General features: G+C 65.1%; 28 protein-coding genes and 1 tRNA gene. 16 read left to right on the top strand and 13 right to left on the bottom strand.

Annotated features, from left to right (window positions below):
* Positions 1–5: 5 nt before the first annotated feature.
* Genes CHX26_RS05945 through CHX26_RS16150 form a run of 6 tightly spaced genes read left to right on the top strand, consistent with a single transcriptional unit; the run spans position 6 to position 4677 of the window.
* Positions 6–1385 (top strand): 3-isopropylmalate dehydratase large subunit, encoded by a 1380-nt coding sequence (locus tag CHX26_RS05945; RefSeq protein ID WP_104941581.1) that lies wholly within the window; start codon positions 6–8, stop codon positions 1383–1385.
* Positions 1382–1987: a 3-isopropylmalate dehydratase small subunit gene (leuD, locus tag CHX26_RS05940; RefSeq protein WP_104941580.1), complete on the top strand. Its 606-nt coding sequence runs from the start codon at positions 1382–1384 to the stop codon at positions 1985–1987. Before CHX26_RS05945 ends, leuD begins: the two co-directional genes overlap by 4 nt.
* Positions 1984–2904 (top strand): hydroxymethylglutaryl-CoA lyase, encoded by a 921-nt coding sequence (locus CHX26_RS05935; RefSeq protein WP_104941579.1) that lies wholly within the window; start codon positions 1984–1986, stop codon positions 2902–2904. The genes leuD and CHX26_RS05935 overlap by 4 nt, the downstream gene beginning before the upstream one ends.
* Positions 2901–4082, top strand: a complete 1182-nt coding sequence (locus CHX26_RS05930) for a CaiB/BaiF CoA transferase family protein (RefSeq protein ID WP_104941578.1) — start codon at positions 2901–2903, stop codon at positions 4080–4082. Before CHX26_RS05935 ends, CHX26_RS05930 begins: the two co-directional genes overlap by 4 nt.
* Positions 4079–4549, top strand: coding sequence for a VOC family protein (locus CHX26_RS05925; RefSeq protein ID WP_104941577.1), 471 nt, complete (start codon positions 4079–4081; stop codon positions 4547–4549). The genes CHX26_RS05930 and CHX26_RS05925 overlap by 4 nt, the downstream gene beginning before the upstream one ends.
* The gene (locus CHX26_RS16150) at positions 4546–4677 is read left to right on the top strand and encodes a hypothetical protein (protein WP_257790849.1); all 132 of its coding nucleotides are present in this window, start codon (positions 4546–4548) and stop codon (positions 4675–4677) included. Before CHX26_RS05925 ends, CHX26_RS16150 begins: the two co-directional genes overlap by 4 nt.
* Here CHX26_RS16150 and CHX26_RS05920 read toward each other — a convergent pair.
* From CHX26_RS05920 to CHX26_RS05895, 6 genes are all read right to left on the bottom strand, one after another.
* A complete protein-coding gene (locus CHX26_RS05920; RefSeq protein ID WP_104941576.1) occupies positions 4658–4975 on the bottom strand; it encodes a DUF1330 domain-containing protein in 318 nt (105 codons plus the stop codon). The two genes, CHX26_RS16150 and CHX26_RS05920, sit on opposite strands and share 20 nt — an antisense overlap.
* A gap of 13 nt (positions 4976–4988) precedes the next feature.
* On the bottom strand, positions 4989–5681 hold the full coding sequence (locus CHX26_RS05915; protein ID WP_104941575.1) for a hypothetical protein: 693 nt from the start codon (positions 5679–5681) through the stop codon (positions 4989–4991).
* Between the two features lie 45 nt (positions 5682–5726).
* The gene (locus tag CHX26_RS05910) at positions 5727–6086 is read right to left on the bottom strand and encodes a hypothetical protein (protein WP_104941574.1); all 360 of its coding nucleotides are present in this window, start codon (positions 6084–6086) and stop codon (positions 5727–5729) included.
* Positions 6083–7297: a class I SAM-dependent methyltransferase gene (locus CHX26_RS05905; protein ID WP_104941573.1), complete on the bottom strand. Its 1215-nt coding sequence runs from the start codon at positions 7295–7297 to the stop codon at positions 6083–6085. Before CHX26_RS05905 ends, CHX26_RS05910 begins: the two co-directional genes overlap by 4 nt.
* 125 nt (positions 7298–7422) lie before the next feature.
* A complete protein-coding gene (locus CHX26_RS05900; RefSeq protein WP_199797844.1) occupies positions 7423–8295 on the bottom strand; it encodes a DUF1838 family protein in 873 nt (290 codons plus the stop codon).
* A 392-nt stretch (positions 8296–8687) separates the two neighbouring features.
* Positions 8688–8778 (bottom strand) — tRNA-Ser (locus CHX26_RS05895).
* Positions 8779–8929: 151 nt separating this feature from the next.
* Here CHX26_RS05895 and CHX26_RS05890 point away from each other — a divergent pair.
* Positions 8930–10006 (top strand): peptidylprolyl isomerase, encoded by a 1077-nt coding sequence (locus tag CHX26_RS05890; RefSeq protein ID WP_104941572.1) that lies wholly within the window; start codon positions 8930–8932, stop codon positions 10004–10006.
* 6 nt (positions 10007–10012) lie between these two features.
* Here the strand turns inward: CHX26_RS05890 and CHX26_RS05885 are convergent, their stop codons facing one another.
* Positions 10013–12103: a RelA/SpoT family protein gene (locus CHX26_RS05885; protein WP_104941571.1), complete on the bottom strand. Its 2091-nt coding sequence runs from the start codon at positions 12101–12103 to the stop codon at positions 10013–10015.
* A gap of 371 nt (positions 12104–12474) precedes the next feature.
* Here CHX26_RS05885 and CHX26_RS05880 point away from each other — a divergent pair, with 371 nt between their 5' ends.
* On the top strand, positions 12475–12723 hold the full coding sequence (locus CHX26_RS05880; RefSeq protein WP_104941570.1) for a hypothetical protein: 249 nt from the start codon (positions 12475–12477) through the stop codon (positions 12721–12723).
* A 126-nt stretch (positions 12724–12849) separates the two neighbouring features.
* Here CHX26_RS05880 and hemF read toward each other — a convergent pair whose 3' ends face one another.
* Positions 12850–13707, bottom strand: coding sequence for an oxygen-dependent coproporphyrinogen oxidase (gene hemF, locus CHX26_RS05875; protein ID WP_104941569.1), 858 nt, complete (start codon positions 13705–13707; stop codon positions 12850–12852).
* 103 nt (positions 13708–13810) lie between these two features.
* Here hemF and pdeM point away from each other — a divergent pair, with 103 nt between their 5' ends.
* From pdeM to CHX26_RS05840, 7 genes are all read left to right on the top strand, one after another.
* Positions 13811–14518, top strand: a complete 708-nt coding sequence (gene pdeM / locus CHX26_RS05870; protein ID WP_104941568.1) for a ligase-associated DNA damage response endonuclease PdeM — start codon at positions 13811–13813, stop codon at positions 14516–14518.
* 136 nt (positions 14519–14654) lie between these two features.
* Entirely contained in the window at positions 14655–15134 is a 480-nt protein-coding gene (gene infC / locus CHX26_RS05865; protein ID WP_233997299.1) for a translation initiation factor IF-3, read from the top strand.
* Between the two features lie 235 nt (positions 15135–15369).
* The gene (locus CHX26_RS05860) at positions 15370–16863 is read left to right on the top strand and encodes an SLC13 family permease (protein ID WP_104941566.1); all 1494 of its coding nucleotides are present in this window, start codon (positions 15370–15372) and stop codon (positions 16861–16863) included.
* Positions 16864–17031: 168 nt separating this feature from the next.
* Entirely contained in the window at positions 17032–18345 is a 1314-nt protein-coding gene (locus tag CHX26_RS05855; RefSeq protein ID WP_104941565.1) for a cystathionine gamma-synthase family protein, read from the top strand.
* Between the two features lie 59 nt (positions 18346–18404).
* Positions 18405–19235, top strand: coding sequence for an SDR family NAD(P)-dependent oxidoreductase (locus CHX26_RS05850; protein ID WP_104941564.1), 831 nt, complete (start codon positions 18405–18407; stop codon positions 19233–19235).
* Positions 19236–19320: 85 nt separating this feature from the next.
* Positions 19321–20793, top strand: coding sequence for a metal-dependent hydrolase family protein (locus CHX26_RS05845; RefSeq protein ID WP_104941563.1), 1473 nt, complete (start codon positions 19321–19323; stop codon positions 20791–20793).
* A 22-nt stretch (positions 20794–20815) separates the two neighbouring features.
* Positions 20816–21544: a rhomboid family intramembrane serine protease gene (locus CHX26_RS05840; protein ID WP_104941562.1), complete on the top strand. Its 729-nt coding sequence runs from the start codon at positions 20816–20818 to the stop codon at positions 21542–21544.
* Positions 21545–21546: 2 nt separating this feature from the next.
* Here the strand turns inward: CHX26_RS05840 and CHX26_RS05835 are convergent, their stop codons facing one another.
* On the bottom strand, positions 21547–22080 hold the full coding sequence (locus CHX26_RS05835; protein WP_104941561.1) for a J domain-containing protein: 534 nt from the start codon (positions 22078–22080) through the stop codon (positions 21547–21549).
* 147 nt (positions 22081–22227) lie between these two features.
* Here CHX26_RS05835 and CHX26_RS15850 point away from each other — a divergent pair, with 147 nt between their 5' ends.
* Positions 22228–22389 (top strand): hypothetical protein, encoded by a 162-nt coding sequence (locus CHX26_RS15850; protein WP_172449723.1) that lies wholly within the window; start codon positions 22228–22230, stop codon positions 22387–22389.
* A gap of 3 nt (positions 22390–22392) precedes the next feature.
* Here CHX26_RS15850 and pal read toward each other — a convergent pair whose 3' ends face one another.
* Genes pal through CHX26_RS05815 form a run of 4 tightly spaced genes read right to left on the bottom strand, consistent with a single transcriptional unit; the run spans position 22393 to position 25621 of the window.
* On the bottom strand, positions 22393–22911 hold the full coding sequence (gene pal, locus CHX26_RS05830; RefSeq protein ID WP_172449722.1) for a peptidoglycan-associated lipoprotein Pal: 519 nt from the start codon (positions 22909–22911) through the stop codon (positions 22393–22395).
* A 31-nt stretch (positions 22912–22942) separates the two neighbouring features.
* Positions 22943–24352 (bottom strand): Tol-Pal system beta propeller repeat protein TolB, encoded by a 1410-nt coding sequence (gene tolB, locus CHX26_RS05825; protein WP_104941560.1) that lies wholly within the window; start codon positions 24350–24352, stop codon positions 22943–22945.
* Positions 24349–25173: an energy transducer TonB gene (locus CHX26_RS05820; protein WP_233997298.1), complete on the bottom strand. Its 825-nt coding sequence runs from the start codon at positions 25171–25173 to the stop codon at positions 24349–24351. The genes tolB and CHX26_RS05820 overlap by 4 nt, the downstream gene beginning before the upstream one ends.
* A 7-nt stretch (positions 25174–25180) precedes the next feature.
* Complete coding sequence (locus tag CHX26_RS05815; protein ID WP_104941559.1) at positions 25181–25621, bottom strand: ExbD/TolR family protein; 441 nt, start codon at positions 25619–25621, stop codon at positions 25181–25183.
* Between the last annotated feature and the right edge of the window lie 71 nt (positions 25622–25692).

Genomic DNA, 25692 nt, shown 5'->3' with positions numbered 1-25692 from the left:
CGCCCATGGCACAAACCCTGTTCGCCAAAATCTGGGACGCACACCGCATCGCCGAAACGGCGGGTGGCGCGCACCTGATCGCGATTGACCGGGTATTCCTGCACGAACGCACCGGGGCGGCGGCGCTCAGGCGCATGGCCGAGACAGGGCGCACCGTGCTCGATCCGGCGCGGGTGTTTGCGGTGATGGATCATATCGTCGATACCCGCCCCGGGCGCGGGGACGGTACGCTGATGCCTGGCGGCGAGGGCTTCATCACCGAAACCCGCGCAGCCGCCCGCGCAGCGGGGATCACCCTGTTCGATGTCAACGACCGCGATCAGGGGATCATCCATGTGATCTCGCCCGAACAGGGCATCGTGCTGCCCGGCCTGACGCTGGTTGCGCCCGACAGCCACACCTGCACGCAAGGCGCGTTCGGGGCGCTCGCCTGGGGGATCGGCAGCAGCGAGGCCGAGCACGCGATGGTCACCGGCACGCTCAGGATGGAGCGGCCCAGAACGATGCGCGTGACCTTCACCGGCCAGCTTGCCCCCGGCGTGACGGCCAAGGACATGGCGCTCGCGCTGATTGCCACGCACGGCGCGGGCGGCGGGGCGGGTCATGCGGTGGAGTTCGCGGGCGAGGCGGTGACGGCGCTCGACATGGAAGGGCGCTTGACGCTCGCCAACATGGCGACCGAATTCAGCACCATGACCGGGATCATCGCGCCCGATGCCAAGACCTTCGCCTACCTCGCGGGGCGGCCCTATGCCCCCGAAGCCTTCGACGATCCATATTGGGCGACGCTGCGTTCCGATGCCGATGCCAGCTTTGATCGCGAGATCGTAATCGACGCCGCCGCCATCGCCCCGATGGTCAGCTGGGGCACCAGTCCCGAACACACCATCCCGGTCACCGCTACTGTGCCACACGGGCCCGAGCGCGCGCATACCTATATCGGCCTGCCCGCCGGAGCGCCGCTGGCCGGGACGCCGATTGACGCTGCTTTCATCGGCTCATGCACCAACAGCCGCATATCCGACCTGCGCCGCGCCGCCGCGCTGCTGAAGGGCCGCCGCATCGCGCCCACGATCCGCAAGGCGCTGGTCGTCCCCGGTTCGCTCGCGGTCAAGCGGCAGGCCGAGGCCGAGGGGCTCGACAAGGTCTTCGAGGCGGCCGGGTTCGAATGGCGCATGAGCGGGTGCTCGCTGTGCTTCTATGCGGGCGGCGAGGGCTTTGCCGAGGGCTCGCGCGTCATATCCAGCACCAACCGCAATTTCGAGGGACGGCAGGGCCCCGGCATCCGCACCCATATCGCCTCGCCCGAAACGGTAGCGGCCAGCGCGCTTGCCGGAGTGATCGCCGATCCGCGCCTGCTCGCCCGCGAGGAGGCCTCCGCATGAAGCCCGTCTCCACCATCACCAGCCCCGGCGTGCCCTTGCTGCGCGACAATATTGACACCGACACGATCATCCCCAGCCGCGAGATGAAGACCACCGGGCGCACCGGCCTTGCCGAGGGGCTGTTCGCCCCGTGGCGATACACCGATGCCGCCGCGCGGGTGCGCGATCCGGCTTTCGTGCTCAACCAGCGCGATGCCATCGGCACCCGCCTGCTGCTGGCGGGCGCGAACTTCGGCTGCGGATCGAGCCGCGAGCACGCCGTCTGGGCGCTGGCCGAGTTCGGGATCGAGGCGATCATCGCCCCGTCCTTCGCGCCGATCTTCAAGGGCAACTGCATCCGCAACGGGCTTCTGCCGATCGAGCTGCCAGAAGCGGTGGTCCGCGCCCTTGTCTGGCAGATGGTGCGTATCGACCTTCCCACGCAGACCGTCAGCGCAGGCGACGACAGCTGGTCCTTCGCCATCGATCCGGAGGCCAAGGCGATGCTGGCCGAGGGCCTCGACGCCATCGACCTGACCCTCAAGCAAAAACCCGCCATACTCGCGTGGCTGGCCGCTGACCGGAAGCTGCGGCCATGGGCCTATCGGGAGACCGCCACATGACCGAAATCCTCATCTCCGAAGTCGGCCCGCGCGACGGACTGCAATCGATCAAGGCGATCATGCCGCTCGACGCGAAGAAACGCTGGATCGCCGCCGAGGCAGCCGCCGGGGTGCGCGAGATCGAGGTGGGCAGCTTCGTGCCGCCGAGCCTGTTGCCGCAGATGGCCGACACCGCTGACCTCGTCGCCTTCGCGCGCACGATCGAGGGGCTGAATGTCGTCGCGCTGGTGCCCAACGCCAAGGGAGCCGCACGTGCCGCCGAGGCCGGGGTCCACGCCATGAGCATCCCCTTCTCCATGAGTGAGACCCACTCGATCAAGAACGTGCGCAAGGATCACCCCGCGATGCTGGCCGAGATCGCCGAGGCGGCGGCAATCGCGCGGGCGGCGGGCATCCACTTTGCCGTCGGCCTTTCGACCGCCTTCGGTTGCACGATGGAAGGCGCGGTGAGCGAGGATGCCGTGGTGCGGCTTGCAGAAAAGGCGGCGGAGGCGGGGGCGCAGGAGTTCTCGCTCTCCGACACTACCGGCTATGCCGATCCCGCGCAGGTGCGCAGGCTGGTGCGCAAGGTGCGTGCGGCGGTGGGGGCGGAGCGGATGACCACCCTCCACCTCCACAATACCCGCGGGCTTGGCCTTGCCAATGTCGTAGCCGGGCTGGACGAAGGGATCACCACCTTCGATGCCTCGCTGGGCGGGCTCGGCGGCTGTCCCTTTGCGCCGGGCGCTTCCGGCAACCTCGTGACCGAAGACCTCGTGCTGATGCTCAACAGCATGGGCCTCAAGACCGGGATCGACCTCTACAGGCTGCTCGAAGTGCGCGCCATCCTTGCCGAGGCGCTGCCGGACGAGCCGCTCTACGGCTTCACCCCCGATGCCGGGCCGATGAAGGACTACGCACAGAGGATCGCATCATGACCGCGCCAGAACCCCTCAAGGGCATCCGCGTCGTCGAGTTCACCCACATGGTGATGGGGCCGGTGGTCGGCCATATCCTTGCAGGGCTCGGCGCCGAGGTGATCCGCATCGAGCCCATCGGCGGCGACAACACGCGCCGCCTCAAGGGATCGGGCGCGGGCTATTTCCCGATGTACAACCGCGGCAAGCAGTCGATCTGCCTCGATCTCAAATCGCCTGAGGGGATCGCTGTGGCGCAAGACCTCATCGCCCGCGCCGATGTGCTGGTGGAGAATTTCCGCCCCGGCGCGCTCGACCGGTTGGGGCTGGACTATGACACTTGCGCCGCTGCCAATCCGCGCCTGATCTACTGCTCGGAAAAGGGCTTCCTTCCCGGCCCCTACGAACAGCGCACCGCCTTGGACGAGGTCGCGCAGATGATGGGCGGGCTCGCCTACATGACCGGGCCGCCGGGCCGCCCCTTGCGCGCCGGTGCGAGCGTGATCGACGTGACCGGCGGGATGTTCGGCGTCATCGGCGTGCTCGCCGCGCTGGAGGAACGCCACCGCACGGGCCGCGGGCAGAAGGTCGTCGCCAGCCTGTTCGAGACCACCACCTATCTCGTCGGCCAGCATATGGCGCAGTTCGCCGTCACCGGCAGCCCCGCCGCGCCCATGCCCGCGCGCGTCTCGGCCTGGGCGATCTATGACGTGTTCGAGACGCGCGACGAGCCGGTGTTCATCGGCGTGGTCACCGATGCGCTGTGGGAGAAGTTCTGCCGCCTCTTCGCGCTCGATGCGCTGTGGGCCGACGAAACCCTGCGAGAGAACAACGCCCGCGTGGCGGCGCGCGACCGGATCATACCTGAAATCCGCACGCTGATCGCCACGATGACCCGCGCCGAGGTGATCGCGAAGCTCGACGGCTCCGGCCTGCCCTTTGCACCGATCGGCAAGCCCGAAGACCTGTTCGACGATCCCCATCTGCAACACGGCGGGCTGGAGGACGTGACCCTCGACAACGGCACCCAAGTGCGCCTGCCAACCATCCCGCTCGAAATGGCGGGAACGCGCATCGGCGCGCCGCAGGAGTTGCCGACACCGGGACGCGATGCGCGCGAGGTGCTGGAAAGGCTGGGCTACGACGAGGAACGTATTGCCGCCCTGATTGCGGACGGCGCCGTGGGAGAAAGCGCATGAGAATAATCGCACTGGCCGCCGCCGCCAGCCTGCTGGCGGGCTGCGCCGTCAATATCGGCAACGAGGCGCCCCGCACCGTCGCCGCCGCGCCCGCCTCTCCCGGCGTTGCTGCGCCAAGGGATCGCCTGCCGACCGACGTGCGCCGCGCCACGATTATCGTGCGCGACATGGAAAAGTCGCTCGCGCTCTACCGCGATGTGATCGGGCTTCAGGTCAATTACGATACGACTGTCCAGACCTCGGGCGTCGCCCTGCCGGCGGGCGAGCCGGGCGCGACCGCGCGGCTGGTGCTGCTCAATGCCAATGATCCCTGGGTCGGCTGGGTCGGGCTGATGGAGTGGGTCGATCCGGCGATTCCTGCAGGCGATTATCCCAAGCGCATGGGCCGGCGGGCGATGTCGTGCTGGTGCTCAACACCGACGATGTCGAAGGCCGCTGCGCGCGTGCCAAGCAGGTACCCGGCGTGACCTTCACCGCAGAGGCGCGGCTGCAAACCTATCCGGGCCGCAACGGCGGGCCGGAGATCCGCGTGATGGGCTGCAACTTCTTCGACCCCGACGGGATCCTGATCGAGCTCAACCAGATTCTGGAGTGACGAGATCGGGGCCGTCGATCACCAGCACCTGCACATCGGCCAAGCCTTCGCGCAGTTTCCGCGCCTCGGCATATTCGGGGCTGTTCCAGAAGGCCTTGATCGCAGCGCGGTCAGGCCATTTGGAGATCACCATGCTCGCGCCCTCCCCGAAGCTGCCTTCGAGGCACTCCGCGCCCGGGCCGCGCAGCAGGTATTCGCCGCCGAATTGCGGGATCAGCGCCGCCGCCGCCGCGCCGTAGCCCGCGATAAAGGCCTCGCGGTCGCGGATCGCAGCGGTGACGATCATGTAGGCGGGCATGGCAGGCTCTCCCTCAGAACGGCTTCACCGCGCCGAGGAAACAGACCGAGGCGATGGTGATCCAATAGATATAGGCCGCAAGGCGCGCGGTCGCGATCTCGCGGGCGAGCGCGGCTTCCTGCTCGGCATTCGGCCCCATGGCGAGGATCCGGAACCGCTCGGTCCAGCGCCGCATCACCAGCCGCAGGAACAGGCCGATGACAAGCGCGAAGGCATAGAGTCCCATCTTGGAAGGATACCACAGGTTGTCCGGCCCCGAGGCGATCGGGCCACTGTCCGCAAAGGCCATCCCCGCCGCCACCACCAGCGCGGCGATCAGCGGATAACGCAGCCATTCCTCGGTGCGGGTAACCGCAATCCCGATATCGGTCTCGCGCTTGATGAAGGCTGTCCAGGTCATCGCCAGCCAGATGGCGAAGAACAGCCACATCCACCACACGCCTGCCCCTTCGAGCAGCGGGACGAAGCCGAACAGCTTGCCCATGTGCAGCCCCAGCGGCAGCAGGAGGACGATACCGGTGCGCGCGAGAATGTCGATCCGGTAGGCCGTCTCCATATGACGCCGCCGTTCGTCCAGCGACAGCGCCGGATTGGTGACATGGTAACTGGTCTGGAACACGCCCCATTCGCCGCCCAGCCAGTAGACCATCGCCAGAATGTGCACCCATCTCAGGATGGCAAGTTCGTTGGTTACGAGGAATTCCATCGCTTCTGACCCCCTGTTGTCGGCACCCCGTCCGCGCCGTGATCCCTATTCGCGCGAGAGCTTCTCGACGATGTCCATGATCGGCGGATCATGCGCCTCCATCGCCTCGACCTCCTGCTGGAAGCCGCGCATGATGCGCGCGATATAGGCCTGTGTGGCCAGCCCCCGCTCGTCCCCCGCCTTGCGGTCAGGCACGAAGTTTTCGATCTCCTCGCGCGTCAGCCCCCCGCGCGCCTCGAGCAGCCGTTCGAGCGTATCCTGCCGCTCGCGCAATGCCGAGACTTCGGCGGCGAGCGCGAAAACGGTCGAATAGAGCCGGTCCAATGCCGGTTCGTCGAAGAAGGCCGGACGCTTGCCCTTCGCGCGGCGGCCCGAGAGCGCGATCCAGTCGAGTTCCTCGCTCATGCTGCTTCCGCCTTGGCGAGCGGCTTCCAGGCCCCATAGGCGTTCCAGATCGCGGCGCGGCCATAATCCTCCTCGGCCGCATCGGGAGAGGGCGGGAAAATCGCCGGGTCGACCACCGCCCGCACCCCGGCGACGAACTGGCTGTCGTGCGGGAAACCGGCCTTGGCCATGACTTCCTTCAAATCCTGCCCGTGCATCGCTGACCAGAACGGCTCGTTGTTGTTGAACGCATCCCAGTCGCGCATGAACTGTTCGAACAGCGGCATTTCGTCGGAATATTGCGGCTGCTCGATGTGCAGGATCAACCCGCCGGGCGCGAGCACGCGATTGGCCTCGGCCAGAATGCGCGGCATGGCCTTGGCCGACAATTCGTGCAGGAACATGGTGGTCTGCACCCAGTCGAAATGCCCGTCGGCCCAGCGCGACAGGTCCTCGCCCGAGGCCTGCACGAAACGGATGTTCTTCACCCCCAGCGCCGCCGCCCGCGCCGCTCCGTAGCGAAGGGACGCAGCGGCGGTGTCAATCGCGATAACCTCGGCATCGGGGAACGCCTGCGCGATTGGCACAGCGTTGTGGCCGATGGTGCAGCCGATATCGAGAATGCGGCGCGGGCGCCAGTCGGGCCGCTCGGCCTTGACCCAGCCGACCACCGCCTGCCCGCCCCCGTCGTTGAGTCCGCCGAGTGCGCCGCCCGTGGTCGCGAACAGGCCGACATCGTAATTCGCGCCGACCGTCACATCCCCGGGGCGTTCCTCGCCGTGGTAACCGCCGGGCTGGCAGTGAATATCGACCGCGGTCTGGTACTCGGGCTGTGCAATCGCCGGATCGAGTTCGAGCATCCCCGAATGTTCGTTGAACTGGCGCGCCATCGCATCGAGCTCGTCGAGCTGACGCAGCACCACCTGCCGCCCGTTGTGCTGGCGCATTTCCATCGAATTGCGCTTGAGCGCCGACCACATGCGGTGCCACGGATCCTGGTTCATCGCGTCGCGGATTTCGTAGCGGTGCTCGGGATCGCGGCCATGTTCGGCCCGGAAGGCGGGCAGCACCCGCTTTTCATAGGCGAGCCGGTTGCCGGCGCCGATGGTGCCGGAAAGATAGCGGTTGAAATGGGTCAGGAAATTGAACCGCGCCGCCTCGTCATGGGAGGTGCGCGGCATCATCGGATGACGGCTCATTGCGGTGTAGGGCGGGGGCAGATCTTTGGCCATGGGCGGCACCTTTGAGCTGAGCCGGAAAGTTGTCCGGACAAATTCGACGTGGAACGCGGGTTTGTCAAGGCTTGGGCGATGCGTCCTTGATCTGGATCATACTGCAAGCACCGCGCGCGGCACAATCAGCGCGCCCAGCCCTCCATCGCCTTGCCCTGCTGGAGCGCGCGAATCTCATTGAGGTCGCGCGGCGGATTGAGCCACATCGGCTTTTCCCGCTCAGCCCATTCGCGCAGCCGCTCCGGCAACTTGGTGTTGCTGTCGACCCGCCACGACAAGAGGTGATAGATCGCCTGCCCCTTGCCCGCAAACGGCGGGAGCGCGCCATAGCGCTGCCACGCCATCTGGTGCGGTTCGGCATTGGTGCCGGGGCGGTGGATAAAGAAGTCATAGTTCTCCCAGGCTTCGTACCGCCCGCCGCCGGGGAGCGGGAAATCGAGGAACACCGGCGCCGTTATGGCGAGCGTGTCCTTCCCCATCCAGCGCCAGGTCATCCCCGTCTTCGCTTCGATCTTCTGAACCGCGGGTGCAACGCCCTGTTCAACATCGCCATAGATGCGCCCGTTCTCGTAGCGGTAAGAGATCATCTGATAGGGATAGGCGATCGGCTCGACCTTCTGGCCGTTGTATTCGGTAAGAATCTCGCCGGTTTCCGGATCGGTGTAGGCATAGGTCTTGCGAGTCAGGTGCACCACCGGATCGCCGGGCTTTTCGGGCCAGAACACCCGGCTTGAATCGAACCCGATCATGCCGAACAGCTTCTTGCCGCTGGGGTATTCGTAGATCCCCCCTTCCGAGACCCAATGCACCGGTTCGCCGGTGCCCGCGCGCGCATCGATCCACATCCGGAATTCTTCCGGCGCGGCGGCGCGGCTGTCAGCGGTGGGGGCGGCAGGTGCGGTGTCTCCTTCAGATAAGACAGGAGCGGCCATCACCATCGCAGCCGCGGCGATGGCAAGGACAATCGAGCGCCGGAAGTGGGAGGATGAATGCAGCATGGTTGCTCCTGTGACGATTTCGCCCTGCAATTTGTCTGGACAAATGCCGCTTGGCAAGGCCTCCTCGATGGACCCACTCTAGGAGCAACAGTGTGGTGTCAGCAGACCGTGCGATCCGAGCCCCAAACGCCTTTTGTCCGTAGAGGACCATGAACGGGTACCGGTCGGGGTGACGTTCAGGAAAAGCCCATCGCCGTCGTGATGGCATCCAGGCTCAAGCGCCCCCCGGAGCATGCCAGCGGTGAGATTTCCCATTTTTTCCGCACATCCTTACCCGCATGAGATCGCGACGGGTCGCATCAGAATGCAATGGCCGGAAGCAGAGAGGGCGCTCTAAAGTTTTGTTTTTTCCGTGCTTTTTAAGCGGGAAGAACCAGCCAGAAAGGCGGTGTTGGCGGAGCAGGAGGGATTCGAACCCTCGATACGGTTTTGCCGTATACACACTTTCCAGGCGTGCGCCTTCGACCACTCGGCCACTGCTCCGCGAGGCCCCTTGTTGCGCTACCGGTTCAGCCTGCGGCTGTGCTTCGCGTCCGCTACTTGAGCGCGAGAACGGGAGCGCCTTTCGGGGCAAGCCCGGCCCACTAGCCGCGAATGGATTGCTTCGCAAGGCGCGTGGTGGCACCTTTGCTCGATGAAAAAGATGCTTCTGGTCGCCTCTTCCGCCCTCGCCCTTGCCCTGCCTGCTTCCGCTCAGGACCCTTCGCCCTCAAGCAGCGGACGCGAAGCACAGCCGCAGGCTGAACCGGTAGGGCAAACAAAGACTACCGCGCCTGCGCCGTCCGAGATTGTCGCCGCCGCGCCCAAGGCGGACTGGACGCGCATCCCGGCGGAGGATCTGCTGGTGATGACCCTCGCGCCCGATGCCGAGGGCAAGCCGCGTCAGGTGGTGATCCAGCTGATGCCCGCGCCCTTCAGCCAGGGCTGGGTCCACAACATCCGCCTGTTCGCCCGCGCCAAGTGGTATGATGGCATCTCGGTCAACCGGGTGCAGGACAATTACGTCACCCAGTGGGGCGATCCCAATTACGACAACCCCGAGGCGACGGGGGAGCCGAAGCCCTTGCCAGAGGGGCTGATGGTGATGGGGGAGGCAGAGTATGTTGCGCCCGCCAAATGCGCTTATCTTTCCCCCGCCGGCGAAAACAACTTTCAGCGTTATTGTGATCTCGGCTTTGGTTCACCGCTTCGAATTCTCGACCCCTACGTAACGAAGGGCGAAGCGGGGTTCTCCAATGGCTGGCAGATGGCTGGCAAGATCGAAGGTGAGCATGGCGAGGTCTGGCCCACCCACTGCTACGGCATGGTCGGCGTAGGGCGGAACTATTCGCCGGATACCGGATCGGGCGCGGAGCTTTATACCGTGATCGGCCACGCGCCGCGCCATCTCGATCGCAATATCGCGCTGGTGGGCCGGGTTATCGAGGGGATGGAGCACCTCTCCAGCCTCCCAAGGGGCAAGGGCGAATTGGGCTTCTATGCCGAGTTCGAAAGGGACAAGCGCACGCCGATCCTGACGGTGCGGGTGGCGAGCGACTTGCCTGCGGGCGAACGGCCGCTTTTCGAATATCTCTCGACCGAAAGCGACACCTTCGCGACCTACGCCGAAGCCATCGCCAACCGCCGCGATCCGTTCTTCATCACGCCCGCTGGCGGGGCGGACATCTGCAACATCCGCGTGCCGGTGCGGCGCGTTGCGGCGGGAGGCTAAAGCCTCCTACTGGCGCTCAGCCTGCGCCACGGCGTCGCTGGCGCGCAGGGCCGAGATGATGCGGTTGAGGTGTGCCACATCCTGCACCTCCACCTCGACATCATAGGTCACGAAAGGCGGGTCGATCTGGGCCTGCATCAGGGTGATGATATTGGCCTTGTTCTGCGCGAAGATGCCCGCCATTTCCGCCAGCGTGCCGAGCCGGTCGTAGATCGTCACCGAAAGCTGGCCGGTAGCGCCGACCGAGCGATTGCCCCAGGCCAGATCGATCCAGTCGCTGTCCACCCCGTTCGCCAGCTCCATGCAATCAATGGCGTGGACCAGCACGGTCTCGCCCTTGCGGCGGATGCCGACGATGCGGTCGCCCGGCACCGGGTGGCAGCAGGGCGCAAGGTCGAAGGCGACGCCCGGCGTGAGGCCCCGGATCGAGATCGCGCGCTCGCGCCGCTCCCAGTGCTCGTCCTCCTCGATGCCCGCGGTGCAGCCGGGAACGAGCGCCTCCATCACCTCGCGGTCGGGGATCTTGGCCGCGCCGATGGCATACATCAGGTCATCGGGTTCATCCATGCCGAGCCGTTCGACCGCGGCGCGGATCGCCTTCTTGCCGATGCGCGCGGGGACGCGGGCAGCGATTTCGTCGAACAGCTTCGATCCGATCGCGGCGACCTCGGCGCGCTCCTTCATCCGCACCGCACGGCGGATCGCGGCGCGCGCCTTGCCGGTGACGACAAAGCCCAGCCATGAAAGCTGCGGATTGGCGTGGGGGTTCTTGATGATCTCGACCACATCGCCGTTATTGAGCGGCGTGCGCAGCGGCATGTGTCGCCCGTTGATTTTCACCCCAGCAGTCTGCGTGCCGAGATTGGTGTGGACCGCAAAGGCGAAATCCACCGCCGTCGCCCCCTTGGGCAGCTGGAACAGCGCGCCCTTGGGCGTGAAGGCGAAGATGCGATCCTGATAGATCGCCATGCGGGTGTGTTCGAGCAGCTCTTCGGCATCGTGGCTGGCATCGACAATCTCGATCAGGTCGCGCAGCCAGCCCACCGCCCCGTCGGGCCTGTCGCCCTGCTTGTAGGCCCAGTGCGCCGCAAGGCCGAATTCATTGGTACGGTGCATCTCGCGCGTGCGGATCTGCACTTCGACCCGCATCGAGTTTTCGTACATCAAGGACGTGTGGAGCGAGCGATAACCGTTCGATTTCGGTGTCGAGATGTAGTCCTTGAACTTGCCCGGCAGGAACTGCCAGGTCGTGTGCAGGATACCCAGTGCGCGGTAGCAGTCCTCCTCGGTCTCGGTGAGGACGCGGAAGGCCATGATGTCGGTCACCTGTTCGAAGCTGACATGGCGTTCGGCCATCTTGTGCCAGATCGAAAAAGGGTGCTTTTCGCGCCCGTAGACCTCGACCTTGAGGCCCGCCTCGGCAAGGCGCTGCTTGATCTTGAGTGCAATCGCATCGACCTGCCCGCCATCCTGCGAGCGCAATTGCTCCAGCCGGCCCGTGATCGTGGCATAGGCTTCCGGCTCCAGCTCGCGGAAGGCCAGCGCCTGCATCTCGTGCATATATTCATACATGCCCACGCGCTCGGCGAGGGGCGCGTAGATATCCATCGTCTCGCGGGCGATGCGCTGGCGCTTTTCCGGCTTCTTGATGAAGTGGAGCGTGCGCATGTTGTGGAGCCGGTCAGCCAGCTTGACCAGCAGCACGCGGATATCCTCGGACATCGCCAGCAGGAACTTGCGCAGGTTTTCCGCCGCGCGCTCGTTTTCCGGCATGGTTTCGATCTTGGAGAGCTTGGTCACCCCGTCCACCAGCCGCGCAACCTCGGGGCCGAAATGGGCCTCGATATCGTCAATCGTCGCCAGCGTGTCCTCGACCGTGTCGTGGAGCAGCGCGGTGATGATCGTCGCCATGTCGAGCTTCAGGTCGGTCATCAGCCCGGCGACTTCGACCGGGTGGCTGAAATAGGGATCGCCGCTCGCGCGCTTCTGGGTGCCGTGCTTCTGCACGGTATAGACATAGGCACGGTTGAGCATCGCCTCGTCGGCGTTGGGATCGTAATCGAGAACCTTCTCGACGAGTTCGTACTGGCGCAGCATCACAAGTGAATATGTGCGCCGGGCGCTGTTGCCGCAAGTGCGAAGAAGGACGCATGCCTGCACTGTGACAAAGTGGCTTCATTTGCGGAGCGCATGAGCGCCAGATCCGCAAAGCCGCAAACGGAAACGCGCATGAGGCGACTCGGGATAGCCATCTGATACCTTAAAATATAACTATCTTACAGAATCTGACATATGCCCTTGAAATTAAAGAAATTATTCAAGCAACATCCGAATAAAAACTAAAGCGATTGAACCTTATAGAAGCAACAAGACTTCGTTTTGGTCTCGCCAAGTTGACATTGCCGGAGGCGCGCGATTTTTTTCGGGCTGCTGCCGCTTATGGCAGCATTTTGAAAGGGTTCGCATCCATGAAAATTATGTCAAAGTTCTCGTTCGCGCTTGCCGTCGTCGCTGCGGCTATGGCCGCGGCGCCCGACATGGCTGAAGCGAAGAAGAAATCCGGCCGCGGGACCAAGGGTAGCTGGTCTTCGACCGACTGCAACTCGACCGGCTGCTTTTACACCTACTGCTCGATCGACACTTCAGGGACGACGGGCGGGACTTCCTGCTACACCATCTTCATCCCCATCGTTGCAGAGGCTCCGGCACCGTTGTAACCAACTGACTGGCCCGGGGGAGCTTGGCTTGCCCCGGGCCGGATTTCCTCCGGCGGCGAAACTGGATAAGGCTGCGGGCCTTGTCGCTCCTGACAGCCACTTCCCACCCTAGACCAGCATCTCGCCTTATGACCACGTCGCCCTTGGCGGCAGGCTCATCAGAATCGCGTCGATATTGCCGCCGGTCTTCAGGCCGAAGATCGTGCCGCGGTCATAGACCAGGTTGAATTCGGCATAGCGGCCCCGGTATTCGAACATCTGCGCCTCGTCCGCCGCATCGAAAGGCGTGTTCATGCGCTTTCTCACGATTGCCGGAAAGGCAGCGAGGAACTGCTTTCCGATGTCCTGAATAAAGGCAAAGTTGCGTTCCCATGCGGCGTCATCGGGGCATTCCAGATGGTCGCAGAAAATGCCTCCGACTCCGCGGCCGACCTTGCGGTGGGGAATGTAGAAATACTCCTCCGCCCATTTTGAATAGCGTTCGTAATAGCTTTCGTTATGCGGATCGCAGGCCGCGCGCATCGCGGCGTGGAAATCGGCTGTGTCCTCGGCATAGGGGATCGGCGGATTGAGGTCAGCGCCGCCGCCGAACCACGCCTTGGTCGTCGTCAGGAAGCGGGTGTTCATATGCACTGCCGGCACGTGCGGATTGGCCATGTGCGCGACCAGGCTGATGCCGGTGGCGACGAAGCCGGGGTTCTCTGCGCTCGCACCATTGATGCTGCCGGCAAATTCCTTGGCGAAGCTGCCGCGCACGGTCGAAACATTGACGCCGACCTTTTCGAACACCTTGCCCTTCATCAGCCCCTGCGTGCCGCCGCCGGGATCGGCATTGCCTTCCTCTTCGCGCTGCCACGGCGTGTATTGGAAGGCCGCGTCAGAACCGGCCTCCCGCTCGATCGCCTCAAACTCAGCGCAGATATCGTCGCGCAAGGCTTCGAACCATACGCGCGCGCGTTCGGTGTAAGGTGTCCAGTCCGTCATACATCCCCGTCCGTCATTCCCGCGCACCATAGGGCAAGGCGCGCGCCGCACAAGTCCCGCGCTGGCATTGCCAAGGCGAATCTTTGCAGGCAAAGACACCGCAATGGTTCCCGCTATGTTCACCCCCTTTTCCTTTGCCGGACACGAACTTGCCCTTGGGCAGGGGCGCGCTGCCTACTGGCCGGCCGAACGCGCCTTGCTGGTGGCCGATCTGCACCTGGAAAAGGCGAGCTGGTATGCCGCGCGGGGCCAGATGCTGCCGCCCTATGACAGCCGCGACACGCTCGAACGGCTGGCCGATGCGGTGCGGGTCACGGGCGCGCGGCGGGTCATCACGCTGGGCGACAATTTCCACGATGATGCCGGCGCGCTGAGGCTCGATGCGCATTGCACCGGGATGCTGGAGGCGCTGACCCGCGCATTGGACTGGGTGTGGATCACCGGCAACCACGACGAGGCGCTTCCCAAGGGCTTCGGCGGGACGATCGTGCCGGAACTCGAAGTCGGCGGCGTCACCTTGCGTCACGAAGCGAAGCGTGGCGAAACCGCGCCAGAGCTGTCGGGCCACTACCACCCCAAGCTGCGCGTCAATGTCCGCAACCGCCACATCGCCCGCCCCTGTGCCGTGGTCGGACGCAGCGCAAACGGAGCCGAACGCATGATCCTGCCCGCCTTCGGCACTCTCACCGGCGGGATGGATGCCGGCGCGCCTGAAATCCTCGGCGCGCTGCAACCGGCCAGCCGGATCGAGGCGCTGATGCCTGCGGGTGGCCGCATCGCCCGTTTCCCACTGTGGCAGGCGGCAGCGTAAGACTCCATCTGGCGCTCCCCGGCTTTTCGGACTAAGGAGCGCGCAACAAGACGTAACCACAGGAGAACACCCCATATCACGTCCACCCCGGCGCTCGTTGGCCCCGCCTGTAAAAAGCGGCCCTCGATTTGATAACATGATCAACGTCCCCAAGGTCCGCGTCATTGATGACGAAGGCGAAAACCTTGGCGTGATGTACACCCGCGAAGCGATCGAGCAGGCCAACGAGAAGGGCCTCAATCTCGTCGAAGTGTCCCCCAACGCGGACCCGCCGGTGTGCAAGTTCCTTGATGTCGGCAAGTATCGCTACGAGGCGCAGAAAAAGGCGAACCTCGCGCGCAAGACGCAGAAGACCCAGGACATCAAGGAAGTGAAGATGCGGCCGAACATCGACACGCATGATTATGACGTGAAGATGCGCAACGTGCACAAGTTCATCGAGCATGGCGACAAGGTGAAGATCACGCTGCGGTTCCGTGGGCGTGAAATGGCGCACCAGCATCTCGGCATGGACCTTCTGAAGAAGGTTCAGGATGACGTTGCCGAAGTCGCCAAGGTGGAAGCGTTCCCGCGCCTTGAAGGGCGCCAGATGCTGATGGTGCTGGCACCGAAGTAAGGCGGCAGGCAACGCGCGGATCGAAAGGGGGGCGGGCCGGTTGGCTCGCCCCCTTTTGCTTGGCCGTGCCAGATCAGCCCCTGCCCTTTGCTTGACCCCTGCTTGACCAGCCCTTGCCCCCTTCTCGCCGGGTTCTGACCCGCGCCAGACCCCCTCCCCGCAGATGTTCCACATGGAACATCGGGCTGTGAAGCAAGGCTTGCAGGTTCGCCCATCGGGCTGATAGGCTCCGGCCATGACAGCGCGCCGGATCGGCCTCATGCTTGGCCCCCTCGCCTTCGCCCTCGCTGCGCTGCTGCCGCCCCCTGCGGGCCTTGCGCCGGCGGCCTGGCTGGTAGCGGGGCTGGTGGTATGGATGGCCGCCTGGTGGATGACCGAGGCGGTGCCGCTCGCCGTAACCGCACTGCTGCCGTTCGTGGTGCTGCCTCTGGCCGGTGTATCCAGCGCCGAGGCAACGGCAAGCACCTATTACTCGCCGATCCTGTTTCTGCTGCTGGGCGGGGCCTTCATCGCGCTGGCGATCGAGCGCACCGGACTGCACCGAAGGCTGAGCCTGGCGATCCTGCGGCTGATCGGCACAGGCGGCAGCGCCGACCGGTTGCTGCTGGCCTTCATGATCGCAGCGGCGCTGCTGTCGATGTTCATCTCGAACACCTCGACCGCGCTGATCATGATGCCGATGGCGCTGGCGGTTCTGGAGGGGGGCACGCCCTCAAGCAGCGAAGCGATAGGGCAACAAGCAACACCCTCAAGCAGCGAAGCGGTAGGGCGGCAAGAAACACCCTCAAGCAGCGCAGCGGTAGGGCAAAAGGAAGGCATTTCGGGCGCTCTGCCGATGGGTATCGCCTTTGCCGCCAGCATCGGCGGGCTCGGCACGATTGTCGGCTCGCCCACCAATGCCATTGCGGTTGGCCTGCTCGACGAAATCGCCGGGGTGCGCATAAGCTTCGTGCAGTGGGCGCTCTTTGGTATCCCATTGGTGCTGCTGAGCGTGCCGCTGGCCGCTTGGATCGTCGCGCGGGTGCAGCGTGTCGCAGCGCACCCTTTCGATACCGCCGCAGCGCGCGCCGCGATTGACAGCCGCGCGGTGTGGAGCACGCCTGAAAGACGCCTCGTGCCGCTGGTGCTGGCGACCTTCCTTGCATGGGTCACGCAGCCGCTCGTCGCACCACTTCTGCCGCCGGGATCATGGACGGACGGGACGATCGCAGTGATTGCCGCTCTGGCGCTGTTCCTCCTGCCTGATGGAACCGGATGCCCACTGCTGGTCTGGCACGAGGCGGATCGCGCGCCATGGAGCACGATTTTCATGTTCGGCGGAGGATTGGCGCTGGCGGGGGGCATGCAGGCCTCAGGCCTCGCCGGGTGGATCGGGCAGGCGCTGCTGCCGCTTGAAGCATGGCCGCTGCTGCTGGTGGCGCTTGCGGTGACGGCTCTGGTGATCATCGTCACCGAATTTGCCAGCAATGTGGCAACGGCAACGGGGATCATCCCTGTGGTCGCCGCGCTGGTGGTGGCGCTGGGGGCTGATCCGGTGCTGCTCGCCCTGCCGGCCGCGCTGGCGGCAAGCTGGGGCTTCATGCTCCCGGCGGGCACCGGGCCGAATGCGATTGCCTGGGCAACGGGCCGCATCCGCATCGAACAGATGGTCAAGGCCGGGGCGCTGCTCGATCTGGCGGGGGTGCTGCTGATCGTCGGCGTGGTGTGGGGAATTGCTGCGCTGGTGTGAAACCTTCCATGCTTCGCTTGAAAGGATCGTGCGCACACGGTAGCCTCTATCCCAGCACAGCGGTGGCAGCGGAGAGGCGTTCCTGCGGAGGTTAGGAACGGGCGCCCTGCCCACCGCCGAACGGCTCCCGCCTTCCTGGGAGCGTGAGCATAGGAAGGATGCGCCGTCATGCCTGACGCCGTCGATGCTGTCGTCACCCCCACCCCCCGTCGCAAACCCAAGCCCGCCCGCCGCGAGATCGGCGGAAGGCCGCTGAAGCCCGCCACGCTGATGATGGGCCACGGCTATGATCCCGTGCTGTCGGAAGGCTCGCTCAAGGCCCCGATCTTCCTCACCAGCACCTTCGCCTTTGAAAGCGCCGCCGCAGGCAAGCGCCATTTCGAAGGCATCACCGGCCTGCGCGAAGGGGGCGCGGAAGGCCTCGTCTATTCGCGCTTCAACGGCCCCAATCAGGAAATCCTCGAAGATCGCCTCGCCGTGTGGGACGGGGCCGAAGACGCGCTGACCTTCTCCAGCGGGATGACCGCGATCTGCATCCTGATGATGGCCTATGCCAGCGCCAATGACGTGATCGTCCATTCCGGCCCGCTCTATGCGGCCAGCGAAGGCTTCGTCGCCAAGGTGCTGAGCCGCTTCGGCGTGACCTATGTCGATTTCCCCGCCGGGGCGACCCGCACAGAGCTCGACGCGGTGCTTGAGAAGGCCAAGGCACAGGCCGAGGCGCAGGGCGGCAAGGTGGCGATGATCTACCTCGAAAGCCCCGCCAACCCGACCAATGCGCTGGTCGATGTCGAAGCGGTGCGCGATGCGCGCGATGCGGCGCTGGATGGCACTCCCATCGCCATCGACAACACCTTCCTCGGCCCCCTGTGGTCGCGCCCCCTGGAACACGGGGCGGATATCGTCGCCTATTCGCTGACGAAGTATGTCGGCGGCCATTCCGATCTGGTGGCTGGCTCAATCGCGGGAGCGAAAAAGTGGATCGCGCCGGTGCGTGCGCTCAGGAACACGATGGGCGGGATCGTGGATCCCAACACCGCATGGATGCTGCTGCGCTCGCTGGAGACGGTCGAACTGAGGATGCAGCGGGCGGGCGAGAATGCGGCAAAGGTGTGCGAATACCTGCGCACCCATCCCAAGGTCGAAGGGCTCGGCTATCTCGGCTTCATCGCCGATCCGCGCCAGCAGGATATTTATGATCGTCATTGCCTTGGCGCTGGCAGCACCTTCTCGGTCTTCATCAAGGGCGGCGAGGCGGAGTGCTTTCGCTTCCTCGACAACCTCACCATCGCCAAGCTGGCGGTCAGCCTCGGCGGGACGGAGACGCTGGCGAGCCACCCCGCGTCGATGACGCACCTGTCGGTGCCGCAGGCGCGTAAGGACGCGCTTGGCATCACCGACAATCTGGTGCGCATCAGCGTCGGGATTGAGGACGCTGACGATCTGATCGCCGATTTCGCGCAGGCGCTGGAACATGTCTAAGTGACAGTTGCCCACCCCCGACCCCTCCCGCAAGCGGGAGGGGACAAGGAGAAGCCAGCATGACAGACAGCCGCAAGCCCGTGTTCCTCGTGATTGGTGCGGGCGCAGGGATCGGAGGCAATGCCGCCAAGCGCTTTGCGGCAGGCGGCTACCACGCGGTGATGGCCCGGCGCTCGGACGAGGCGGGCCTGGCGCGATTGGTCGCAGAAATCGAGGCAGCGGGCGGTTCAGCCAGCGGCACCCTGCTCAACGCGGCCGAGGACGGCACGATCGAGGAACTGATCGAACGCACCGAACGCGATATCGGCCCGATCCATGCCGCGCTCTACAATCTCGGCGCGCAGATCGGGAACCGGACGCTCGATCAGACCCCGCACCGGATCTTCGAGCTTGGCTGGCGGCTCGGCACCTATGGCGTGTTCCGGCTTGCCCATGCGCTGTTCCCGCACATGGTCGAGCGCGCCAAGATCGGCGCGCATGGCACGTTGCTGGTCACCTCGGCTACCGCCGCCATGCGCGGCAATGCCGGGCAGCATAGCCATGCCGCAGCGATGGGCGGACGGCGGATGCTGTGCCAGACCCTCAACGCCGAATTCGCGCCGCAGGGCGTCCATGTTGCGCACGTGGTGGTCGACGGCGCGGTCGATGCGCCCGACACGCTCGGCAAGCTGCTGGGGGACAAATACGAGGCCTTCAAGCAGAAGAAGGGCCGCGAGGGGATCATCGATCCCGCCGCGCTGGCCGAAACCTATTGGCACCTCGCCCACCAGCCGCGCAATTGCTGGAGCCACGAGGTCGACGTGCGCCCCTGGACCGATGTGGCGTGGTGGAACGACAATCCCGATCCGCAGATCGACAGCAAAGGCAAGGGGTTCGCGGGGCCAGCCTGACGCCGGAACGGCTTATTGATGCCACAGTTCTCGGCCAGACCTAATCTGCTTGCGTATCAATGGTTCGCAATGGAGAAAGACGGCGATGGGACTTGAATGTTGCGGACATGATCATGCGGGGGCCGAACCGGGGGCGGCATGGATCAACCCCTGCCTGTGTGGGTCGCCCCTGACGCAGCAGGCTTTTGCCCGGATCGAAGCCGACATTTCGCGGCGTGAGGCGCTGGGTGGGAGCGCGGCGGTGCTGGGCATGTTTGCCGGTTTCGGGCTCGCCCCGAGCTTCGCTCGCGCCCAAACCCCCGGACGTCCGACGGTACTCACCAACCTTGCCTTCTTCGATGGCAACAGTCCGAAGATGCATACCGGCCGCGAAATCGTGGTCGAAGGTGGCAAAATCAGTGCCATCGTCGGCGCAGGAACAGGGCCGCAGGATGCGGTGCGGGTCGATTGCGGCGGTCGCAGCGTCACGCCGGGACTGATCGATTGCCACTGGCACGCCACCCTCGTCAGCGTCAGCCAGCTTGCCGCGCTGACGCAGGATATCGCGCTCGTCCACCTCATCGCCGGGCAAGAGGCAGGCGCGACCCTCATGCGCGGCTTCACCACGGTGCGCGACACCGGCGGGCCGGTGTTCGGACTCAAGATGGCGGTGGATCGCAATATCCTTGCCGGACCGCGCATCTTCCCGAGCGGGGCGATGATCTCGCAAACCTCGGGCCACGGCGACTTCCGCTTCCTCAACACCCTGCCGCGGATGGACAGCGATCCGGCCGACTATACTGAACGCACCGGGGTCGCCGCGATTGCCGATGGCGAGGCCGAAGTGCTGCGCCGCACGCGCGAGCAGCTGATGAAAGGGGCGAGCCAGATCAAGATCATGGCGGGCGGCGGTGTATCCTCGCTCTACGATCCGCTCGACACCGCGCAGTTCCTTGAAGAGGAAATGCGCGCAGCGGTGCGCGCGGCGGCGGACTGGGGCACCTATGTGTGCAGCCATGTCTATACCAGCGAAGGTATCCAGCGCGCGCTCAGGGCGGGCGTGAAGTCGATCGAGCACGGCCAGCTCGCCGATGATGCGACAATCCGGATGATAAAGGCCGAAGGCGCCTGGTGGTCAATCCAGCCCTTCCTCGCCGATGAAGACGCCAATCCCAAGACCGATCCAGTGCAGATTGCCAAGCAGGAACAGGTCTCGGCCGGCACGGTGCGCGCCTTCGAGAAGGGCCGGGCCGAAGGCGTGAAGATGGCCTTCGGCACCGATATCCTGATGAACCCCGGCGGATCGGCCAGTCAGGGGCGGCAGCTGGCGAAGCTCACCCGATTCATGTCACCCTTCGATGCGCTCAGGATGGCGACCGGCGCTGCGGGCGAGCTTCTGGCGATGTCGGGCGAGCGGGCGCCCTATCCGGGCAAGCTTGGGGTGATCGAACCGGGCGCGCTGGCGGACATCCTCGTATGGGACGGTGATCCGGCGAGAAGCATTGACTTCATTGGCGATCCCGCCACCAATCTCAAGCTGGTGATGAAGAGCGGACGGGTGTTCAAGGAGGCACTGTGAACCGGAGAGGTATGGTGCAAGGATGAGCTTTCTGCGACGTGAAGAGAGCGAGCCTGAAGCGCCGCCACTGTTTCAGCCGGAAACCTATGTCGACCCCCTGATCAAGCGCAACCGACGGATCCCGACCATCGTGCTGGCCGTGCCGATGGTCATCGCTTTCGTCTGGTTGCTGTGGGATCAGGGCAGCATGATCGGCTGGGCCATATCAGGGCCGCGGCTTGCCGAGGGGCGTTTCGAACTGCTGTTCTTGCACATGTTCGCGCATGGCGGGCTGATGCACATCGTCTTCAACCTTTCGGTTCTCGCCGCGCTTGGCCCGGCGATCATGGAGCGGCTTGGCCCTTTCGGTCCGCGCAGTTTCATGGGGTTCATGGCACTGTTCTTCGGCTCGGGCCTTGCCGGCGCCGCGCTATGGCTGGCGATCAACCCGGCAAGCACCGTCCCGATGCTGGGCGCGTCGGGGGCAATCTTCGGGCTGCTCGGCTTTCTGATGCGTCATCCCGATCCGCACGGCGCCCCCGCAGCCCTGCTCAGCCCGCAGCTTGCCCGCGCCTTTGTCGAATGGATCAAGCTGCACATTCCGTTGATCGCGCTGTTCGCGATCCCGCTGCTGCTGGGTGCGGAGAATTTCGGCCTTGCCTGGGAGGCGCATCTGGGCGGGTTCATTGCCGGTTTGCTGCTGTGCGGCCCGATCCTCGCCTGGTGTGGCGGCAGGCCCGACTGGGTCTATGACGAGAGCGAGCCGGGGTAACCCTAGCCCCGCCACTCGCGCCGCTCTTCGGCAGCGCGCAGCACTTCGTACGATGTCTGGATCAGCTGGAACTGCTTGGCAGCCTCGGCATCGCCGGGTTTCACGTCAGGATGCACTTCCTTGGCGCGGGCGCGGTAAGCCTTCTTGATCGCGTTGAAATCGGCATCTGCTTCGAGCCCCAGCACTTCAAGCGCGCGCATCTCGTCAGCGGAACGCGAACCATCGCCTGACCCTGCCCAGCCGTAATGCGCGGCCTCGGCATAGCCTGCATTTTCGCGGCGTTCCGCGCGGGCGCGTTCTTCCTTCTCGGCCTGCTCCAACCCTTCGAAGTAATCCCACTTCGAATTGTATTCGGCGGCGTGCTTCTGGCAGAAATACCACCGGTCGCGGCTGTTGGGGGCCTTGGGCGCGGGGCAATCGCCGGGCTCGTCGCAACCGTGGCGGTCACAGATGCGCACATTCGCCGCTTCCTGCGAAGAACCATAGGGCCGCCAGCGCGGAAAGCCCCAATCCATGGAGCGGCGCGCGCGGCTCATCGGCACGGCCTGCGCTGGGAATACGTCATGTCGTTGGTCGATTGGGTCACGCGGTCAATCTAGGCGAGGTGGTGGGCCAAGGGAAGGCGTGAGATACGGGAACCAGTTGCATTGTGAAATGTTGCAATGCAAACACAAGACCGAGACATGAGCCAGCAACTGACCATCTCCAGCCTGTTTTCCGTACTTGCCCTGGCCGGCCTGTGCGTGGTCACGAGCGCGCGGGATCTGTCTGGCGCCGAGATTGCCGCTTCGCCCGCGCCCTATGCGGTGCAGGCCGAGCTTGCGCCCGGCCTGCCCGGCAGCTGATAATCAGTTGATGATGACGCTGGCGGCGCGGCGGTTCTGCGCCCACGCGCTTTCGTTCGAGGCGAGTGCCACAGGGCGTTCCTTGCCGTAGCTCACCACCGAAATCCGGTTGGCATCGACGCCGAGGCTGACGAGGAAGTTCTTGGCGGCATTGGCGCGGCGCTCACCCAGAGCAAGGTTGTATTCGCGGGTTCCGCGTTCGTCGGCATGGCCTTCGATGGTGAAGGTAACCTGCCGATAGCGGGCAAAATACTGCGCCTGCGCCTGCAGCGCGGCGGCGTCCTGCGAATCGACGTTGTAGCGATCGGTGTCGAAATAGATCGTGGTCGAAGAGCCGACAGCAGCGGCAAAGTGCGCCTGCGTGCCGACCTGAGGGCCGGTGGGCTGCACCTGCGGCGCAGGCTGGGAAGGCGTAGCGGTGGCCTGCGGCTCGGGCGGAAGAGTTTCGGGGGCCTTCTTGGCGCAGGCCGCAAGGCCCATTACCGAGGACAGCAGCAGGATCGTGGCAAACTTGGTGTTCATCGCTTTCGTTCCCTTCATGAGTGGCAGGCAGTTACGGACGGATCGGCCCCCAGGCGGGGTCCGAGGCGTCGACCGGGGTCGGCAGGCGGCGTTCGTTCTGGCCGGTAAGATCGACCTGCCAGATGCCCGAACGCCCGGTGTTCCGTTCGGTGCGGAAAAACTGGATGATGCGGCCGTTGGGCGCCCATGTGGGTGCCTCGTCCTGCCAGCCACGGGTCAGCACGCGCATACCCCCGCCGCTGGTGTTCATCACCGCAATGTTGAAATCGCCCGCAATCCGCGTGAAGGCGATCTGATCGCCGCGCGGGCTCCATTCGGGCGTGGCGCAGCGTCCGCCGAAAAAGCTGATGCGCTTCTGGTTCGACCCATCGGCGTTCATCACATAGCATTGCTGGCTGCCCGAACGGTCGCTTTCGAACACGATCTTGCTGCCATCAGGCGAATAGGAACCGCCCACGTCGATCCCCGGGTTGTCGGTCAGCTTGATGCTAGGCCCCCCGGTTGCAGGGACGCGGTAGATATCGGTATTGCCCGCAACCGCCATCGAATAAAGGATATACCGGCCATCGGGCGACCAGCGCGGGGCGATGGTGGGGCTCTTGTTCTCGGTCACCAGCGTCTGCTTGCCGCTGCCGAGGTCATAGACGTAAATGCGCGGATTGCCGTCGACATAGGAGAGATAGAGGATCTTCGAATAGTCGGGCGAATAGCGCGGGGTCAGCGCGGTGGCGCTGCCGAGCGTCAGGAAGCGGTGGTTGGCCCCGTCGCTGTCCATGATCGCGAGCCGCTTCACCCGGCGATCCTTGGGGCCGGTTTCGGCGATATAGGCGATGCGGCTGTCGAAGAACGGGCTTTCCCCGGTCAGCCGCGAGAAGATGAGGTCAGAACACTTGTGCGCCGCGCGCCGCCAGTCGGCCGGGCCGACGACCCAGCCTTCGCGCACCAGCTCGTTCTGCAAGGCGACATCATAAAGATAGCAGCCCACGACCAGCCGTCCATCATCACGCGCGCGGACATAGCCGTGCACCAGCATTTCTGCGCTGCGCCCGCTCCAGGTGGAAAAGGCAGGCGCGGTGATCTGCGGGAAGCTTGGCTGGGGCAGGCTGTCCGGGCCGACCGGCTTGAACAGCCCGTTGTTCCTGAGGTTGGCAGTGATGACGCGCGCAATTTCACGGCCCAGCGCGCCGGTTCCGGCCTCGTTGGCCGGCGTCGCGCGATCACGGTCAGTCGCAAAAGCGGGGATGGCGATGCCGATATCCGACCATGCGCTTTCGTCGGTCACTGTAAAGGAAATGCCGTCTTCCGCCTGGGCTGCAGAGGCGTCGGTGGCAGCACGCTCGACCGCGCCATCCTCACCGATCGGCGCGCCGAGGTCCTGCGCAAGGGCAGCGGCCGGAAGCGCAGCGGTCAACAGCAGAGCGAGAGTGAAAACGGATTTCATCGTGATGTATTCCTGTCAAAACGGGCGCCCCGGACACTCTTCCAGGCCTCGTAATATTCTTCCGGCAAATCGAACGGTGCGGCCAGTTGCACCGCCCGTATAGCGTTTTCGGCATGGCGCGCTGCCTGAGCGCGGTTGGAGTCGTTGATCCCGCTCTGGCTGCGCACCCGCGGGCGGCCCTTGAGGCTCCCGTCCGGATTGAGATCAAAGTCGATCAATGTAACGAGTTCGTCAACATCAAGCCCCTGAGGCGCCGTCCAGTGCGGCTTGACCTGCCGCGCCAGCGCCTGCCCGATGGAGGCCTTGGCACTCGCACCGATCTGCGCGGCGGGAATGCGGGTTTCGGTAGTGGTGGTCGAACTGCCTGCACCGGCGAGGAAATCGTCCCCGATGCGGTTACCGCCGCCCTTTTCTGCCGGTTTGGCGGGGGTCGCGCTCGCACGCGGGGCCGGCGTGCGGTCAGGGCGCGAACGGTCGCGTGCGGGCGGAGCCGGCTGGCTGGTCGCGGTGCGCGCCGGCGGCTTGGGCGGCGGAGCGGGTGCGACGCGGGCGGCAGGCTCGGGCTTGGCGGGTTCCGGCGCGGGAGCGGGTTCTTCCGACAGGGTCGGGGCGATGGCCGCGCGGCTCTCGGCCACCGGATCGGGCGCGGCTGCCTCCAGCCCCACTTCGGTTGCAAGGCTCACCGTCATGCGCTCCGGGAACACCGAGACTTCCGAGCGCACGGTCTGCATCAGCAGCACCGCCACCAGCGCGCCATGCAGTACCACGGCGGCCACAAGGCCGATCTTCTCGTCGTTGCGAAAGGCGACAGGTCCCATCATGCGCGGATTATGGCGGCGTAACTGAACCGTCGGTGACCAGCGAGATCGAGGTGAAGCCCGCACGGCCCAGCTCGCCCATTACCTGCATCACCCGTCCATAATCCAGCGACCGATCACCGCGCAGCACAATCAGCGGCGGCTCGCCCCCGCGGTCCAACGCCTCAAGCGCGGCAGGCAAGCCTCCGGTCGGCACAGCGGCATCCTCGATATAGATCACGCCTTGCCGGTCGATCGAGATTGTAACCTGGTCGGGCTGCTCTTCGACGGGGGCGGCGCGGCTTTCGGGCAGTTCGACCGGCACGCCCACGGCAGGCAGCGTCACCGTCACCATGAAGATGATCAGCAGCACCAGCATCACGTCGACCAGCGGCGTGACGTTGATTTCCGACATCGCCGCGCGGCGGCTGCGCTTGCCGCGGCGGGAGGAGGAAGAAAGGTTCATGCCCATGGCCTAGTCCTCCCCTCCGTTCGCCTCGAGCGAAGTCGAGAGGCCCCGCGCTGGTGTCTCGACTTCGCTCG

It is taken from the genome of Porphyrobacter sp. HT-58-2, assembly GCF_002952215.1.
Lineage (GTDB): Bacteria > Pseudomonadota > Alphaproteobacteria > Sphingomonadales > Sphingomonadaceae > Erythrobacter.
Note: the sequence above shows the minus strand (reverse complement) of the source record. Positions and strands in the feature narration are given on the sequence as shown.

What these genes read in the sequence shown, in the direction of transcription:
- CHX26_RS05945 (WP_104941581.1), top strand. Translation starts at nt 6, where the DNA reads ATGGCACAAACCCTGTTCGCCAAAATCTGGGACGCACACCGCATCGCC.
- leuD (WP_104941580.1), top strand. Translation starts at nt 1,382, where the DNA reads ATGAAGCCCGTCTCCACCATCACCAGCCCCGGCGTGCCCTTGCTGCGC.
- CHX26_RS05935 (WP_104941579.1), top strand. Translation starts at nt 1,984, where the DNA reads ATGACCGAAATCCTCATCTCCGAAGTCGGCCCGCGCGACGGACTGCAA.
- CHX26_RS05930 (WP_104941578.1), top strand. Translation starts at nt 2,901, where the DNA reads ATGACCGCGCCAGAACCCCTCAAGGGCATCCGCGTCGTCGAGTTCACC.
- CHX26_RS05925 (WP_104941577.1), top strand. Translation starts at nt 4,079, where the DNA reads ATGAGAATAATCGCACTGGCCGCCGCCGCCAGCCTGCTGGCGGGCTGC.
- CHX26_RS05920 (WP_104941576.1), bottom strand. Translation starts at nt 4,975, where the DNA reads ATGCCCGCCTACATGATCGTCACCGCTGCGATCCGCGACCGCGAGGCC.
- CHX26_RS05915 (WP_104941575.1), bottom strand. Translation starts at nt 5,681, where the DNA reads ATGGAATTCCTCGTAACCAACGAACTTGCCATCCTGAGATGGGTGCAC.
- CHX26_RS05910 (WP_104941574.1), bottom strand. Translation starts at nt 6,086, where the DNA reads ATGAGCGAGGAACTCGACTGGATCGCGCTCTCGGGCCGCCGCGCGAAG.
- CHX26_RS05905 (WP_104941573.1), bottom strand. Translation starts at nt 7,297, where the DNA reads ATGGCCAAAGATCTGCCCCCGCCCTACACCGCAATGAGCCGTCATCCG.
- CHX26_RS05900 (WP_199797844.1), bottom strand. Translation starts at nt 8,295, where the DNA reads ATGCTGCATTCATCCTCCCACTTCCGGCGCTCGATTGTCCTTGCCATC.
- CHX26_RS05890 (WP_104941572.1), top strand. Translation starts at nt 8,930, where the DNA reads ATGAAAAAGATGCTTCTGGTCGCCTCTTCCGCCCTCGCCCTTGCCCTG.
- CHX26_RS05885 (WP_104941571.1), bottom strand. Translation starts at nt 12,103, where the DNA reads ATGCTGCGCCAGTACGAACTCGTCGAGAAGGTTCTCGATTACGATCCC.
- CHX26_RS05880 (WP_104941570.1), top strand. Translation starts at nt 12,475, where the DNA reads ATGAAAATTATGTCAAAGTTCTCGTTCGCGCTTGCCGTCGTCGCTGCG.
- hemF (WP_104941569.1), bottom strand. Translation starts at nt 13,707, where the DNA reads ATGACGGACTGGACACCTTACACCGAACGCGCGCGCGTATGGTTCGAA.
- pdeM (WP_104941568.1), top strand. Translation starts at nt 13,811, where the DNA reads ATGGTTCCCGCTATGTTCACCCCCTTTTCCTTTGCCGGACACGAACTT.
- infC (WP_233997299.1), top strand. Translation starts at nt 14,655, where the DNA reads ATGATCAACGTCCCCAAGGTCCGCGTCATTGATGACGAAGGCGAAAAC.
- CHX26_RS05860 (WP_104941566.1), top strand. Translation starts at nt 15,370, where the DNA reads ATGACAGCGCGCCGGATCGGCCTCATGCTTGGCCCCCTCGCCTTCGCC.
- CHX26_RS05855 (WP_104941565.1), top strand. Translation starts at nt 17,032, where the DNA reads ATGCCTGACGCCGTCGATGCTGTCGTCACCCCCACCCCCCGTCGCAAA.
- CHX26_RS05850 (WP_104941564.1), top strand. Translation starts at nt 18,405, where the DNA reads ATGACAGACAGCCGCAAGCCCGTGTTCCTCGTGATTGGTGCGGGCGCA.
- CHX26_RS05845 (WP_104941563.1), top strand. Translation starts at nt 19,321, where the DNA reads ATGGGACTTGAATGTTGCGGACATGATCATGCGGGGGCCGAACCGGGG.
- CHX26_RS05840 (WP_104941562.1), top strand. Translation starts at nt 20,816, where the DNA reads ATGAGCTTTCTGCGACGTGAAGAGAGCGAGCCTGAAGCGCCGCCACTG.
- CHX26_RS05835 (WP_104941561.1), bottom strand. Translation starts at nt 22,080, where the DNA reads ATGAGCCGCGCGCGCCGCTCCATGGATTGGGGCTTTCCGCGCTGGCGG.
- CHX26_RS15850 (WP_172449723.1), top strand. Translation starts at nt 22,228, where the DNA reads ATGAGCCAGCAACTGACCATCTCCAGCCTGTTTTCCGTACTTGCCCTG.
- pal (WP_172449722.1), bottom strand. Translation starts at nt 22,911, where the DNA reads ATGAACACCAAGTTTGCCACGATCCTGCTGCTGTCCTCGGTAATGGGC.
- tolB (WP_104941560.1), bottom strand. Translation starts at nt 24,352, where the DNA reads ATGAAATCCGTTTTCACTCTCGCTCTGCTGTTGACCGCTGCGCTTCCG.
- CHX26_RS05820 (WP_233997298.1), bottom strand. Translation starts at nt 25,173, where the DNA reads ATGATGGGACCTGTCGCCTTTCGCAACGACGAGAAGATCGGCCTTGTG.
- CHX26_RS05815 (WP_104941559.1), bottom strand. Translation starts at nt 25,621, where the DNA reads ATGGGCATGAACCTTTCTTCCTCCTCCCGCCGCGGCAAGCGCAGCCGC.